Origin of the sequence: Streptomyces sp. NPDC005863 (assembly GCF_042871345.1) — a bacterium.
GTDB lineage: Bacteria > Actinomycetota > Actinomycetes > Streptomycetales > Streptomycetaceae > Streptomyces.
The window spans coordinates 171,032-185,421 of the sequence record NZ_JBIAII010000015.1 but is presented as its reverse complement, the minus strand read 5'-3'; the positions used below and the strand labels follow the sequence as shown (position 1 = coordinate 185,421).

The following is a 14,390-nucleotide window of genomic DNA, read 5'->3' as shown; positions in this document are numbered from 1 at the left end:
AGATCTGGAAGCCCGGTAACGGGTGGAGGTGACTGGTACTAATAGGCCGAGGGCTTGTCCTCAGTTGCTCGCGTCCACTGTGTTGGTTCTGAAACAACGAACAGTTGTGTCGGCTGAACAGTGTCACTATTTAAATTGAAAAGTGTGCTTGTTCGCTGCCCTGTTTGAGATCCTGCGTAACCGCAGGATATTTCATAGGGTTTCGGTGGTCATAGCGTGAGGGAAACGCCCGGTTACATTTCGAACCCGGAAGCTAAGCCTCAAAGCGCCGATGGTACTGCAGGGGGGACCCTGTGGGAGAGTAGGACGCCGCCGAACAATCTTTGGAGGACCCTTGGTCCCAGCGTCCACGCTGGGACCAAGGGTCCTTTTTTGTTTTTGTCGAAGCGCGCCGACATGCCGGCTGCGCGAGAATGACTGCGGTACCGAAGACTAGGAGTCACCGATGTCCCCCAACTCTCCCGACGAGCGACCGGAGCGCGACGAGCGCCGCCGGGACGGTGGTGACCGGGGCGGATACCGCGGAGCTCCCCGTCGTGACAACGACCGTGGTGACCGTGGCGGCTTCCGTCGTGACGACAGCCGCCGTGACGACAACCGTGGCGGTGGCGGCTTCCGTGGCCGTGACGACCGTCGCGACGACCGGCGCGAGGGCGATCGGGACCGCGGTGGACGCCCCCCGTTCCGTCGGGACGACCGGCCGAGCGGTCCGCGTCGTGACAGCGGCGACCGTGGCGGTGACCGTGGTGGGTTCCGTCGTGACGACAACCGTGGTGGCGGGGACCGTCCCGCTTTCCGTCGTGATGATCGTCGCGATGACAACCGCGGTGGCGGCGACCGTCCGCCCTTCCGCCGTGATGACCGTCGTGACGAGCGGCGTGATGACCGCGGCGGCTTCCGTCGCGATGACAACCGTGGTGGCGGCGGGTTCCGTGGGCGCGACGACCGTTCCAGCGGTCCGCGTCGTGACGGTGGTGACCGTGGCGGTGACCGTGGTGGGTTCCGCCGTGACGACAACCGTGGTGGCGGGGACCGTCCCGCTTTCCGTCGTGACGATCGTCGCGATGACAACCGCGGTGGCGGCGACCGTCCGCCCTTCCGCCGTGATGACCGTCGTGACGAGCGGCGTGATGACCGCGGCGGCTTCCGCCGTGACGACAACCGTGGCGGTGGCGGCTTCCGAGGTCGCGACGACCGCCGTGATGACCGTCGCGATGACAATCGCGGTGGCGGCGGCTTCCGTGGGCGCGACGACCGTTCCAGCGGTCCGCGTCGTGACGGTGGTGACCGTGGCGGTGACCGTGGTGGGTTCCGCCGTGACGACAACCGTGGTGGCGGGGACCGTCCCGTCTTCCGTCGTGACGATCGTCGGGACGACCGCCGCGATGACCGGCGCGACAACGACCGCCGCGATGACCGTGGCGGGTTCCGTGGGCGCGACGACCGGCCCAGCGGACCGCGGCGCGATGACCGCTCGTACGACCGTGGGAACGACCGCCGGGACGACCGCGGTGGCTTCCGGCGCGACGACAACCGTGGCGGCGGTGGCTTCCGAGGACGCGACGACCGGGGCCGTGGCGACGACAGCGGGCGTGGTCCGCGCGATGATCGCGGCGGACGCCCCGGCGGGTTCCGTGGTCGTGACGACCGGCGGGACGACCGCCGTGACGACCGGCGCGACGGCGACCGTGGCGGATACCGCGGGGGGCGTGACGACCGGGACCGTGACCGCGAGCCCATCAAGCGGCTGCCGATCCCGGACGACGTCACGGGTCACGAGATCGACAAGGACGTACAGCAGGAGCTGCAGAGCCTCCCCAAGGGGCTTGCCGAGGACGTCGCCAGGAACCTGGTGATGGTCGCCAAGCTCATCGACGAGGACCCCGAGCAGGCCTACGCCTACTCGCGGATCGCCCTGCGGCTGGCCTCCAGGGTCGCGGCCGTGCGCGAGGCCGCCGGCTTCGCCGCGTACGCCACCGAGAAGTACAGCGAGGCGCTCGCCGAGTTCCGCGCCGCCCGGCGCATGACCGGCAGCGTCGAGCTGTGGCCCGTCATGGCGGACTGTGAGCGTGGTCTCGGCCGGCCCGAGAAGGCGCTGGAGATGGCGGGCGCCCCCGAGGTGCACAAGCTCGACAAGGCGGGCCAGGTCGAGATGCGGCTCGTCGCCGCGGGCGCGCGCCGCGACATGGACCAGATCGACGCCGCCATCGTCACGCTGCAGAGCCCCGAGCTCGCCTCGAACTCCGTGCAGCCGTGGACGGCCCGACTGCGGTACGCGTACGCCGACGCGCTGCTCGCGGCCGACCGCGAGGACGAGGCGCGCGAGTGGTTCGCGAAGGTCGTCGAGTCCGACAAGGACGGCAGCACCGACGCCTCCGACCGCCTCGCCGAGCTCGACGGTGTCGAGTTCGTCGACGCGATGGTGGAGGACGAGGAGCGGGACGCGGACGCCGTGCACGGCGACGCCGACGCCTCCGACGCCTCCGACGCCTCCGACGCCTCCGACGCCTCCGACGCCTCCGAGGGTCCCGAGGCCCCCGAAGTCACCGCGGAGCCGGTGCGTCGGGACGTCGACGAGGACTGATCCGTCGCGGCCGTACGGCTCACGACGAGAGACGGCAAGACAGAGGGCGGGCTCCCCGGAAGGGGGGCCCGCCCTTTTTTGCGTGCGCCCCCGGTCCCACCGGCGCCGTGGCCATAAGGTGACGGCTGGGCCGACGACGAGCCGCGGGACCCCAAGGGCTGGCTCGTCACCGTGGCCTGGCGGAAGTTCCTCGACGCGACCCGGGCGGACACCGCCCGCCGTCGGCGTGAGGACCGCGTCGAGGACGGCGGCGGCGCGGCTCTACGCCGAGGCGGCGGACCGGACGCCCAACGCGACAGGTGCCGGGTCACCCGCCGACGTACGGCGGGCCTTCAGGACATGAGGTCGCGCAGGACCAGGCCGGTCGCCGGCTTCGGGCCGAAGGACGTCGACTTGCGCGGCATCGTGACGCCTTGGCGGGCCAGGTCGCGGACGACCTCCTCGCGCACCGGGTGCATCAGGACCGCCGTACCGCCGTCGCGCTCGGCCTTCTCGACCGTCGCCGCCGTGTCGTGGATGTACGCGATGTGTTCCGGGGTGTCGGGGATCCGCCACACGTGGTCGAGGAGGGTGGCGTGCAGGACCGTCGCGTCGAGGGTGCGCCAGGCCTCCGGGCGGTCGGCCGGGATCGTACGGGCCAGGAGTTCTGGGGACGGCCGGTCGACGAGGTGGAAGACGCCGTCGCCCGCCAGGACGAAGGCGTTGCCCTGGACGGCGGCCTCCCCGAGTGCTTCGAGTGCCTGGTCGAGGGTGCCCTTCAGGGTCTGCACGCGGAAGTCGTCGCCGAGGGCGCTCAGGGCCTCGGACACCGGCAGCCGGTGGAGGTAGCGGTGGATCGCGCGGACCCGCAGCGGGTAGCGGGCGGTGTCCACCAGGAGCACCAGGCCGTAGTCCCAGGCGCTCGGCGAGGGGTGCTCGGCGCGCAGCCGCAGGTTGGTGGCCCAGCGGTGGTGGCCGTCGGCGATGAGGGCCTGGTGGCGGGCGAGGTCCGACTGGATCTCGGCGATCTCCGCGGGGTCCGTCACCGACCACAGGCGGTGGTGGAAGCCGTCCTCCGTGGTGGTCGCGAGGAGGGGCTCGCGGCGCGCGGCGCGTTCGACGACGGCCGTCGCGCCCTTCGGCTCGCCCTCGGCGTCGCTGCGGTAGGTCAGCAGGAGCGGCTCCAGATTGGCCGAGGTGGCCCGCATCAGGGCCGCGCGGTCCTCGACGACAGGGGGCATGACGCCCTCGTGCGGCAGGACGACGCCGTCCTCGGCCTCCGACAGGCGCAGGGCGCCGATGACGCCGCGCTGCAGGATGTCGTCGTCCCGCTGCTCGTAGACATACAGGCCGGGCTCGGCGTCGGGGGCGAGGACGCCCTCGGCGAGCCAGCCGCGCAGGGTGTCCGCGGCCTGCTGGTTGCGGGCGGCCGGGGTGGTGGCCTGCGGCAGGATCAGCCGGACGATGTTGTGCGGGTCGGCGGACTCCAGGTGGAGCAGGCCGTCCGGCCGTACGACCACGTCGTACGGGGGAGAGGTCACCGCGGCGAGCCGTCCCACCTGTTCGGGGACGTACCGCACGCCGCGGAACGGGATCAGGTCGAGGCCGGTGTCGTCGCTGTGACCCGCTGTGTTCATTAGGGCATCGTATGTGTGTCAGTGGCATAAGCGATGATCGGGGGAGTCGGATCGAGCGAGGAGCGATGTGTAATGAGCCAGACCGCGGACCGAGGCGCCGGCCGGGACGTCAGGACGCGTCCCGCGGGGAGTGAGCGGGCGTTGAGCGAGCTCTACGACACGGCTCTGCTCGACCTGGACGGAGTGGTGTACAAGGGCGGGCACGCCATCGACCACGCGGTCGATTCGCTGGGCACCGCGCGCGACGGCGGCATGCACCTGGCGTACGTCACGAACAACGCGCTGCGCACCCCGGACGCGGTGGCGGAGCATCTGACGGAGCTGGGCATCGCGGCCGAAGGATCGGACGTCATCACCTCCGCGCAGGCGGTGGCCCGGCTGGTGAGCGAGCAAGTGCCCGAGGGCGCGCGGGTGTTGGTGATCGGCGGCGAGGGGCTGCGGGTCGCGCTGCGCGAGCGGGGGCTCGAACCGGTGGAGTCCGCCGACGACGACCCGGTGGCGGTGGTGCAGGGGTACGGCGGGCCGGATCTGGCGTGGTCGCGGTTCGCGGAGGCCTGTTACGCGATCGCGCGCGGCATCCCGTGGTTCGCGTCGAACACGGACCTGACGATCCCGAGCGCCCGCGGCATCGCCCCGGGCAACGGCGCGGCCGTCGAGGTCGTACGGATCGCGACGGGCGCCGAGCCGCAGGTGGCGGGCAAGCCGCTGCCGCCCATGCACCGCGAGACGATTCTGCGGACCGGCGCGAAGAAGCCGCTGGTGGTGGGCGACCGCCTGGACACCGACATCGAGGGCGCGAGCAACGGCGAGGTGGACTCGCTGCTGGTGCTGACCGGTGTCACGGACGGTGCGCAGCTGCTGGCAGCGCGGCCCGAGCACCGGCCGACGTATGTGGCCGAGGATCTGCGCGGGATGCTCACCGGCCAGCCCGAGGTCACCCCGGGGGACGGCGCGTTCGGCTGTGGCGGGTGGACCGCTTCGGTGCGGGACGGGGAGTTCGTGCTCGACGGGGACGGCGAGGCCATGGACGGGCTGCGGGCGCTGTGCGCGGCGGCCTGGACGGAGGCCGGGGACGGTGCGTGCGAGCTGGATGCGGAGAAGGTGCTGGGGCGGCTCGGGGTGTGAGGCCGCGCGGGGCGGGGGTGGCGTCCAGGGCGGGGAGGCTCCCGGACCGCGCCCGCCAGGACCGCGCGAGGGTAGGCTAACCTAACCAGGTGTTGGTCGACAGCCCTTCAGAAGCCCGCGCGGAGGCCGCCTCCGCGCCCCCGAAACGCCGCGCGATACGCGGCGCCGGGTTGCTCGTCTCGGTGGCCGTGCTGCTGGTCGTCTTCCTGGCGAGCATCGCGGTCGGCGCCAAGTCGATGTCCCTGGACCAGGTCTGGCACGGGCTGTTTCAGGACTCCGGGACGTACGGGGACGTCGTCGTCGGCGAGCGGCTCTCGCGCACCCTCCTCGGACTCCTGGCCGGCACCGCGCTCGGCCTCTCCGGCGCCGTACTCCAGGCGCTCACCCGCAATCCGCTGGCCGACCCCGGGCTCCTCGGCATCAACCTCGGCGCCTCCGCCGCGGTCGTCAGCGCCATCAGCTTCTTCGGCGTCACCTCGTTGAGCGGCTACGTCTGGTTCGCCTTCGTCGGGGCCATGCTCGTCGGCGTCCTGCTCTACATCCTCGGCGGCGCGCGCGGCGCGACCCCGGTGCGGCTCGCGCTCGCCGGCACCGCGATCAGCGCGGCGCTCTACGGCTATCTGCAGGCCGTCATGATCACGGACGGCGCCGCGCTCAACAAGATGCGCTTCTGGACGGTCGGCTCGCTGGCCTCCGCCAACATGAACACCATCGAGCAGGTGCTGCCCTTCCTCGCGATCGGCACCGTGCTCGCCCTCTGCCTGGCCAGGCCGCTCAACGCCATGGCCATGGGCGACGACACCGCCCGCGCGCTCGGCGCCCACCTGGGCCGCACCCGCGCGCTGTCCATGGCGGCGGCGACCCTGCTGTGCGGGGCCGCGACCGCGGCCTGCGGCCCGATCGTGTTCATCGGCCTGATGGTCCCGCACATCGTGCGTTCCTTCACCGGGCCCGACATGCGCTGGATCCTGCCGTACGCGGCCGTCCTCTCGCCGGTGCTGCTGCTCGGCGCGGACGTCGTCGGCCGGATGGTGGCGCGGCCCGCGGAGCTCCAGGTCGGCATCGTGACCGCGGTCATCGGGGCGCCGGTCTTCGTCCTTCTCGTACGTCGGCGGAAGATGGCCCAGCTGTGAAGGCACTACGCACCCGGGGCGGCCTCTCCGTCCGCCTCGACGTCCGCACGGCCGTGGTCGTCGCGCTGCTCGCCGCCGCCGCGCTCGTCGCGGGCGTCGTCCTGATCGGCACCGGCGACTTCGACATCCCGGCCGCCGACGTCGTCCGCACCCTGCTCGGCGACGGTGACGCCGGGCAGGAGTTCATCATCAACGAACTGCGCCTGCCGCGGGTCCTCGTCGGCCTCCTGGTGGGCGCGGCGCTCGGTCTCGGCGGCGCGCTCTTCCAGTCCATCGCCCGCAACCCGCTGGGCAGCCCGGACGTGCTGGGCCTCGGGCAGGGGGCGACCGCGGGCGCGCTCACCATGATCGTGCTGTTCCAGGGCAGCGCGGTCCAGGTCGCGGGCGGCGCGCTGGTCGGCGGCCTCGGCACCGGCCTCGCCATCTATCTGCTCGCCTGGCGCCAGGGCGTGCACGGCTACCGCTTCGTCCTGGTCGGCATCGGTGTCTCCGCCTTCCTCGCGGCCGTCAACGGATATCTGCTCACCAAGGCCGACTTCGTCGACGCCGCCCGCTCCGTCGTCTGGATGACCGGCTCCCTCAACGGCCGCGACTGGGACCAGGTCTGGCCGCTGCTCGTGCTGTGCGCCGTCCTCGTACCGCTGGTGCTCGTGTACGGGCGTCCGCTGCGGATGCTGGAGATGGGCGACGACGTCGCGAGCGCCCTCGGCGTGCCCGTCGAACGCACCCGCTTCGTGCTGCTCACCGCCTCCGTGCTGCTCGTCGCGGCCGCCACCGCCGCCGCGGGACCGGTCAGCTTCGTCGCGCTCACCGCGCCGCAGCTGGCCCGCAGGCTCACCCGCTCGCCGGGCCCCAACCTGATGCCCTCGATGTGCATGGGCGCCGCGCTCCTGATCGTCGCGGACTGGGCCTCGCAGCGCGCCTTCGGCGCCGACCAGCTGCCCGTCGGCGTGGTGACCGGCGTGCTCGGCGGCGTCTATCTGCTGTGGCTGCTCATCACCCAGCGCAAGGCGGGGCGGATATGACCGAGAACCACCTTCAGGACCAGGAGCGTGCTGCTGTGAACCGGCTCATCGCCGACGACGTCACCCTCGGCTACGACCAGCGCGTCATCGCCGAGAAGCTGTCCGTCGAGATCCCCGACCACTCCTTCACCGTGATCGTGGGCCCCAACGCCTGCGGCAAGTCCACGCTGCTGCGGGCCCTGTCCCGGATGCTCAAGCCCTCCGAAGGCCGAGTGCTGCTCGACGGGAACGTCATCCAGTCGATGCCGGCCAAGAAGGTCGCGCGGACGCTCGGCCTGCTGCCGCAGTCGTCCATCGCCCCCGACGGCATCACCGTCGGCGACCTCGTCGCCCGCGGCCGCTACCCCCACCAGGGGCTGCTGCGCCAGTGGTCGCCACAGGACGAGCGGATCGTGGACGAGTCCATGGCCTCGACCGGCGTACGGGACCTCGCAGAGCGGTACGTCGACGAGCTCTCCGGCGGCCAGCGCCAGCGCGTCTGGATCGCCATGGCGCTCGCCCAGCAGACCCCGCTGCTGCTCCTCGACGAGCCGACGACCTTCCTCGACATCCAGCACCAGCTCGACGTCCTCGACCTGTGCGCGGAGCTCCACGAGGAGCAGGGCCGCACGCTCGTCGCCGTCCTGCACGACCTCAACCACGCGGCCCGCTACGCCACGCACCTCATCGCCCTGCGCGACGGCGCGGTGCTCGCCGAGGGGCCGCCGTCCGAGATCGTCACGGCGGAGCTGGTCAAGGAGGCCTTCGGCATCGACTGCCAGATCATCGAGGACCCGGAGACGGGCACCCCGCTGGTGGTCCCCGCAGCCCGCGCGGGCCGCAGGACACCGGCTAGAGCAGCGTCCTGAGCCGCAGCAGGTCGCGGAAGCCCGCCTCCAGCCTGACCCGGCCCGAGGCCCAGGCCTTCGCGAAGTCGAGCTCGCCCGCCACCATCGCGACCAGGTCGTCGCCGGTCATCGCGAGGCGGATCTCCGCCTTCTCGCACGGCGGCCCCGGATGGTCGTCGAGCACCGTGATCCGGCCGTTCTCGAGACGGCCCGTGAAGGTGACGTCGAGATCGGTGATGCGGCAGCTCAGGGAGCGGTTCAGGGCAGCGGCGGCGCGCACGTCGCCGTCCGCCGACGCGAGATTGCCGGAGAGTCTTTCGAGTGCCGTGCGGCACTCCGCCATGGTCGCCATCGCGGTCGACCGTACCGCAGGCCTTCGCGGTAGCGTCGTGCCATGAGCGACTCATACGCGGGCCCCGAAGCGCACCAAGGGGAGTCGGCTCCTCCGCAGGACCTGGCCCCGCAGGACAGGGCCCTGGAGGAGCCGTCGTACGACCCCGCCGCCCCCGCGCCCCTCGGCGTCGAGCGCGCCGCCACCGGCGACGCCGACGTGGACGCGGCACTCGCCCGGCTCGGCGACGCCGACCACCTCGCCACGGACGGCCACATCGAGGTGTACGAGGATGTACACCGGGGCCTGCGCGACGCGCTGACCGCGCTCGACGCGCGCCCCGGCCCGCCGGCGCCCTCCGGGGCGCCCACACCGTCGTACGACAGGAGCTGAACCGAACGTGGCAGGAGTGGCACGACGCCGCCTCGACGCCGAGCTCGTCCGCAGGAAGCTCGCGCGCTCGCGCGAGCACGCGAGCCAACTGATCGCCGCAGGCCGGGTCGCGGTCGGCAAGACCGTCGCGACCAAGGCGGCGACGCAGGTGGAGACGGCCGCCCCGATCGTGGTCTCGCAGGACGACGACGACCCCGACTACGTCTCGCGCGGCGGGCACAAGCTCGCCGGCGCCCTCGCCGCCTTCGGGCCGCAGGGGCTGGTCGTCGAGGGGCGGCGCGCGCTGGACGCGGGCGCCTCCACCGGCGGCTTCACCGACGTGCTCCTGCGGGCCGGCGCCGCGCACGTCGTCGCCGTCGACGTCGGCTACGGCCAGCTCGCGTGGTCGCTGCAGAGCGACGACCGGGTCACCGTGAAGGACCGTACGAACGTACGGGAGCTGACGCTCGAAGCCATCGACGGGACCCCCGTCGACGTGGTCGTCGGCGACCTCTCCTTCATCCCGCTCGGCCTGGTGCTGCCCGCGCTGGTGCGGTGCGCGGCGCCCGACGCGGACCTCGTCCTCATGGTCAAGCCGCAGTTCGAGGTGGGCAAGGAGCGGCTCGGCAGCGGTGGTGTGGTGCGCAGCGCCGAACTGCGCGCCGAGGCCGTGCGCGGGGTGGCGCGGCAGGCGTGGGGGCTCGGTCTCGGGGTGCGCGCGGTGACCGCGAGCCCGCTGCCGGGACCGTCCGGGAACGTCGAGTACTTTCTGTGGCTGCGCGCCGGGGCCGATGAGCTGGACCCGGCGGACGTTGACCGTGCCGTGGCGGAGGGGCCCCGTTGACCCAGACCGGTAGTACCCAGACCAGAGCTCGTACCGTCTTCCTGCTCGCGCACACCGGGCGCCCCGCGGCGATCCGCAGCGCCGAACTCGTCGTCGAGGGGCTGCTGCGCAGCGGTCTCGGCGTCCGGGTCCTGGAGGCGGAGGCCGTGGACCTGCCGCTGCCGCCCGAGGTCCAGACGGTCAAGGAAGCCACCGCCGAATGCATCGACGACTGCGAGCTGATCGTCGTCCTCGGCGGCGACGGGACGCTGCTGCGCGGCGCGGAGTTCGCGCGCGCCTCCGGGGTGCCGATGCTCGGCGTGAACCTCGGCCGTGTGGGCTTCCTCGCGGAGGCCGAGCGGGACGACCTCGACAAGGTCGTCGACCGGGTGGTCACCAGGACGTACGAGGTGGAGGAGCGCATGACGATCGACGTCGTCGTGCGCCGCAACGGCGACGTCGTGCACCGGGACTGGGCGATGAACGAGGCGGCCGTGCAGAAGGTGTCGCCCGAGCGGATGCTGGAGGTCGTCCTGGAGATCGACGGCCGGCCCGTCACCGGGTTCGGCTGCGACGGCATCGTGTGCGCCACCCCGACCGGTTCCACGGCGTACGCGTTCTCGGCGGGCGGGCCCGTGGTGTGGCCGGAGGTCGAGGCACTGCTCATGGTGCCGATCAGCGCGCACGCCCTGTTCGCCAAGCCGCTGGTGACCTCGCCGGACTCGGTGCTCGCCGTCGAGGTCCAGCCGCACACGCCGCACGGGGTGCTGTGGTGCGACGGGCGGCGGACCGTGGAACTGCCCTCGGGCGCGCGGGTGGAGGTGCGCAGGGGTGAGGTGCCGGTGCGGCTCGCGCGGCTGCATCACGCGTCGTTCACGGATCGGCTTGTCGCCAAGTTCGCGTTGCCGGTGCAGGGGTGGCGGGGCGCACCGTGACGCTCTGCTGGGTTTGGCGGTGACGCTCCGTTAAGGGGGCTCTCGGTGGCTGCGCGGTGCGGGTTGTGTGTGGCTTGTCGCGCCGTTCCCCGCGCCCCTTGAGGGGGTGGCCCTTGGTCGTTTGGTGCGGGTTGGGTGTGGTTGTTCGCGCAGTTCCCCGCGCCCCTTGCGGGGCTATGTCGTCGTGAGTACGGGGATTGGGTTGCTGCGCATTGTTGTGTGGATTGGGGTGGCCGTCGCCAGGACGGTCAGGAGCAGGGTGGCCGTTGCCAGGGCTGTCGGGACCGGCCACGGCAGGTGGGGGAGCGGGGAGCCGTACGCCGTCGTGAGGATCGGCGCCAGCGTGCCCAGCGCGATCGCCGTGCCGAGCAGCAGCGCGGTCCCCGCGACGACCGCGGCCTCCCAGGCGGCCATCGCCCGCACCTGCGCGCGCCGGCTCCCGATGACCCGCAGCAGCGCGACGTCGCGGCGGCGCTCGAAGGAGATCATGGCCAGCGTGTTCGCTGCGGCGATGGCGGCGAAGCCCGCGTACAGCCCCGTGCCCACGTAGTCGAGCCAGACCTCGCCCGTGCCGCCCGCCGAACCGGTGTGGTGCTGGGCCGTCGTGTGCATGCCGATCTTGGTGAGGCCGAACCCGACGACCAGGACGAGCGGGACGACCGCCGCGGAGAAACGGCGGGGCTGCGAGCGGACGTTGAGCATCGCGAGCCGCGCGCTCGGGCCGAACCGGCCCACGGCCGCGGAGACCAGCCACGCCGCGGGCCCGACGATACGGGGGCCCAGCAGCCCCGCGCCCACGCAGAACAGGATGAGGACGAGGAACGCCCCTTCGCCCGCCTCGTCGGCCGGCTGCCGGGACAGGAGTACGGCGACCGCGCACGCCCCTGCCACGGCGAGCATGCCCAGGGGCGCCCGCAGGATCCCGAGGCGCCGTCGGCCCGTCGCCGCTTCGACGAGGGCGCGGGCCGGGCGCAGCAGAGAGAAGCGCAGGGCCGAGAGCAGCGCGGCGAGCGTCGTCGTCACCACGGCCACGCCGACGCAGACCGGCAGGGCGAGCCAGCTGAAACGGAAGCCGGCCTCGGCCGGGAGCAGCCCGTGGTCGACCATGCCCGCGTGCCACCAGCGGGCGCCGAGGCCGCCGAGCGCGAAGCCCGCGAGGGCGGCGGGGACCGACGCGGTGAGGGCCTGGACGGCCACGGCGCGGCGGATCTGGCGGGGCCTCGCGCCGATGGCGCGGACCAGCGCGAGCTCGCGGTGCTGCTGCGCGACGGCTGTCCCCATGGTCGAGACGACCACGAATATCGACATGTAGATGGATCCGATCAGGAGCACGACCGCCATGTCGGCCACGCCGTTCTCCGCGATCTGCTTGCGTGCGGCCGCGGAGAGCCCGCCGGGGATGTCGGAGCGCTCGGCGCTCGTCGTGCCGAGCATCATCGTCGACGCGCTCACCACGGTCGACGCGAAGAGCGCGGCCACCGCGGTGCCGACGAACGCCGGTCGGTGTGCGCGCAGCGCCGCCCATGCCAGTCCTGTTGCCATGGGGATCATGGTCCCGGCGGGGGCGGAGGCGGGCCATCCGGTGGGCCGGTGGATCTTGGTGGGGACAACCCCACCCCCGTGCGCGTGGGGCGGCCGGGGGAGGCCTCGCCGCGTCCCCTCGGAGGGTGACGCTCCGGCCGCGGGGCGCTCCGCAACCTGCGTCTTCACGGACCGACACAGGGGTGACGTCGCGGGGCACCCGGGAAACCTCGTATGGTCAGGTGCGTGTTGGAGGAGATGCGGATACGGTCGCTCGGAGTCATCGACGACGCTGTCGTCGAGCTCTCGCCAGGTTTCACCGCCGTGACGGGTGAGACCGGCGCGGGCAAGACGATGGTGGTCACCAGCCTTGGCCTGCTGCTCGGCGGGCGCGCGGACGCCGCCCTGGTGCGGATCGGCGCCAAGTCGGCGGTGGTGGAGGGGCGCATCACCGTGCCCGCCGACGCCCCGGCCGCCGTGCGCGCGGAGGAGGCGGGGGCCGAACTGGACGACGGGGCGCTGCTCATCAGCCGTACCGTCTCGGCGGAGGGACGCTCCCGGGCGCACCTGGGCGGGCGCTCGGTCCCGGTGGGACTGCTGTCCGAACTCGCCGACGAGCTGGTCGCCGTGCACGGCCAGACCGACCAGCAGGGGCTGCTGAAGCCGGCGAGACAGCGCGGCGCGCTCGACCGGTACGCGGGGGACGCGGTCTCCGTGCCGCTCGCCAAGTACACCGCCGCGTACCGCAGGCTGCGGGCCGTCACCGTCGAGGTCGAGGAGATCACCACCCGCGCGCGTGAGCGTGCCCAGGAGGCCGATCTGCTGCGCTTCGGACTGGAGGAGATCGGCGGGGTCGAACCCCGCGAGGGGGAGGACGTCGAACTCGCCGCAGAGGCCGAGCGGCTCGGCCACGCGGAGGCCCTCGCCTCCGCCGCCACGTCCGCGCACGCCGCCCTCGCGGGCAACCCCGAGGACCCCGAGGGCGTCGACGCCTCGACGCTGGTCGCGGGCGCGTCCCGGGCGCTGGAGGCCGTACGGTCCCACGACCCCGCCCTGTCCGCGCTCGCCGACCGCCTGGGCGAGATCGGCATCCTCCTCGGCGACGTGGCGGGCGAGCTCGCCGGGTACGCCGACGACCTCGACGCCGATCCGCTGCGGCTCGCCGCGGTCGAGGAGCGGCGGGCCGCGCTGACCCAGCTCACCCGGAAGTACGGGGCGGACATCGACGCCGTCCTCACCTGGTCGCAGGAGAGCGCGGCGCGCCTCACCGAACTGGAGGGCGACGACGACCGGTTGGGCGAGCTGGTCGCGGAGCGGGACGCGTTGCGCGTCGAACTCGCGGGGCTCGCGCAGGCGTTGACCGACGCGCGCGAGGAGGCGGCGTCGCGGTTCGCGGCGGCGGTCACCGAGGAGCTGGCCTCGCTGGCGATGCCCCACGCGCGCGTGTCGATCGCCATCAGCGCCACGGAGGTGCCGGAGGGCGGCGACGGCGTGCAGGTCGGTGGCCGCACGGTCGCGTACGGCCCCGCGGGCGTCGACGAGGTCGAACTCCTCCTCGCCCCGCATCCGGGAGCGCCGCCGCGGCCCATCGCGAAGGGCGCGTCTGGCGGTGAACTGTCCCGGGTGATGCTGGCCGTGGAGGTCGTCTTCGCGGGGACGGACCCGGTGCCGACCTATCTCTTCGACGAGGTGGACGCGGGCGTCGGCGGCAAGGCGGCGGTCGAGATCGGGCGGCGCCTCGCGCGGCTCGCGAAGTCGGCGCAGGTCGTGGTCGTCACGCACCTGCCACAGGTGGCGGCGTTCGCGGACCGGCAGCTGCTGGTCGAGAAGACGAACGACGGGATGGTGACGCGGTCCGGGGTGCAGGTCCTGGAGGGCGAGGACCGGGTGCGGGAGCTGTCGCGGATGCTGGCGGGCCAGGAGGACTCGGAGACGGCGCGGGCACACGCGGAGGAACTGCTGGCGACGGCTCGGGGGGACGGGTAGCGGGCGGGGGCGCCTTGGGAGGTTCTGCCTGGCCGTGGTGTGTTCTGTCCGGTCGGGAAGCGGCGGGCTGTCAGGTCGTGGTGCGCGGGGCAACCCCGCGGGGTCGTCATGA

12 protein-coding genes, 1 rRNA gene and 2 pseudogenes are annotated in these 14,390 nt (G+C 72.9%); 12 read left to right on the top strand and 3 right to left on the bottom strand.

The features are described 5' to 3' along the window. Window positions 1–201 precede the first annotated feature (201 nt). From rrf to ACFYO9_RS35735, 4 genes and pseudogenes are all read left to right on the top strand, one after another. Window positions 202–318: ribosomal RNA gene (gene rrf, locus ACFYO9_RS35750) — 5S ribosomal RNA — on the top strand. A 331-nt stretch (window positions 319–649) separates the two neighbouring features. Next, window positions 650–1,609, top strand: a pseudogene (locus tag ACFYO9_RS35745) (hypothetical protein); the annotation flags it as partial. A gap of 138 nt (window positions 1,610–1,747) precedes the next feature. Then, window positions 1,748–2,584, top strand: coding sequence for a hypothetical protein (locus tag ACFYO9_RS35740; RefSeq protein WP_358779357.1), 837 nt, complete (start codon window positions 1,748–1,750; stop codon window positions 2,582–2,584). 126 nt (window positions 2,585–2,710) lie between these two features. After that, window positions 2,711–2,830 (top strand): annotated as a pseudogene (locus ACFYO9_RS35735) (RNA polymerase subunit sigma-24); the annotation flags it as partial. An 86-nt stretch (window positions 2,831–2,916) separates the two neighbouring features. Here the strand turns inward: ACFYO9_RS35735 and ACFYO9_RS35730 are convergent. After that, entirely contained in the window at window positions 2,917–4,200 is a 1,284-nt protein-coding gene (locus ACFYO9_RS35730) for a DUF1015 domain-containing protein (protein WP_358779349.1), read from the bottom strand. A gap of 72 nt (window positions 4,201–4,272) precedes the next feature. On the opposite strand from ACFYO9_RS35730, the gene ACFYO9_RS35725 reads away from it, so the two are divergent. The 4 genes from ACFYO9_RS35725 (at window position 4,273) to ACFYO9_RS35710 (ending at window position 8,331) form a co-directional block, all read left to right on the top strand. After that, window positions 4,273–5,325 carry an HAD hydrolase-like protein gene (locus ACFYO9_RS35725; protein WP_358779350.1) on the top strand — a complete coding sequence of 351 codons (1,053 nt, stop codon included), beginning with the start codon at window positions 4,273–4,275 and terminating at the stop codon, window positions 5,323–5,325. Between the two features lie 89 nt (window positions 5,326–5,414). Beyond that, window positions 5,415–6,458, top strand: a complete 1,044-nt coding sequence (locus tag ACFYO9_RS35720; protein WP_358779351.1) for an iron chelate uptake ABC transporter family permease subunit — start codon at window positions 5,415–5,417, stop codon at window positions 6,456–6,458. Further along, window positions 6,455–7,483 carry an iron chelate uptake ABC transporter family permease subunit gene (locus ACFYO9_RS35715; RefSeq protein ID WP_355809873.1) on the top strand — a complete coding sequence of 343 codons (1,029 nt, stop codon included), beginning with the start codon at window positions 6,455–6,457 and terminating at the stop codon, window positions 7,481–7,483. Before ACFYO9_RS35720 ends, ACFYO9_RS35715 begins: the two co-directional genes overlap by 4 nt. Continuing rightward, window positions 7,480–8,331, top strand: a complete 852-nt coding sequence (locus tag ACFYO9_RS35710; RefSeq protein ID WP_358779352.1) for an ABC transporter ATP-binding protein — start codon at window positions 7,480–7,482, stop codon at window positions 8,329–8,331. Before ACFYO9_RS35715 ends, ACFYO9_RS35710 begins: the two co-directional genes overlap by 4 nt. Here the strand turns inward: ACFYO9_RS35710 and ACFYO9_RS35705 are convergent. Continuing rightward, complete coding sequence (locus tag ACFYO9_RS35705; RefSeq protein WP_358779353.1) at window positions 8,315–8,662, bottom strand: alkyl sulfatase C-terminal domain-containing protein; 348 nt, start codon at window positions 8,660–8,662, stop codon at window positions 8,315–8,317. The two genes, ACFYO9_RS35710 and ACFYO9_RS35705, sit on opposite strands and share 17 nt — an antisense overlap. A gap of 42 nt (window positions 8,663–8,704) precedes the next feature. Between ACFYO9_RS35705 and ACFYO9_RS35700 the strand changes: the two genes are divergently transcribed. The 3 genes from ACFYO9_RS35700 to ACFYO9_RS35690 are packed head-to-tail and all read left to right on the top strand — an operon-like array spanning window position 8,705 to window position 10,771. Beyond that, the gene (locus ACFYO9_RS35700) at window positions 8,705–9,034 is read left to right on the top strand and encodes a hypothetical protein (protein ID WP_358713599.1); all 330 of its coding nucleotides are present in this window, start codon (window positions 8,705–8,707) and stop codon (window positions 9,032–9,034) included. A 7-nt stretch (window positions 9,035–9,041) separates the two neighbouring features. Beyond that, window positions 9,042–9,857 carry a TlyA family RNA methyltransferase gene (locus ACFYO9_RS35695; protein ID WP_355809883.1) on the top strand — a complete coding sequence of 272 codons (816 nt, stop codon included), beginning with the start codon at window positions 9,042–9,044 and terminating at the stop codon, window positions 9,855–9,857. Next, window positions 9,854–10,771 (top strand): NAD kinase, encoded by a 918-nt coding sequence (locus ACFYO9_RS35690; protein WP_355809886.1) that lies wholly within the window; start codon window positions 9,854–9,856, stop codon window positions 10,769–10,771. Before ACFYO9_RS35695 ends, ACFYO9_RS35690 begins: the two co-directional genes overlap by 4 nt. Window positions 10,772–10,945: 174 nt before the next feature. Here ACFYO9_RS35690 and ACFYO9_RS35685 read toward each other — a convergent pair whose 3' ends face one another. Beyond that, a complete protein-coding gene (locus ACFYO9_RS35685; protein ID WP_358779354.1) occupies window positions 10,946–12,313 on the bottom strand; it encodes an ABC transporter permease in 1,368 nt (455 codons plus the stop codon). 213 nt (window positions 12,314–12,526) lie between these two features. Here ACFYO9_RS35685 and recN point away from each other — a divergent pair, with 213 nt between their 5' ends. After that, window positions 12,527–14,278 carry a DNA repair protein RecN gene (gene recN / locus ACFYO9_RS35680; RefSeq protein WP_358779355.1) on the top strand — a complete coding sequence of 584 codons (1,752 nt, stop codon included), beginning with the start codon at window positions 12,527–12,529 and terminating at the stop codon, window positions 14,276–14,278. Window positions 14,279–14,390: the final 112 nt, after the last annotated feature.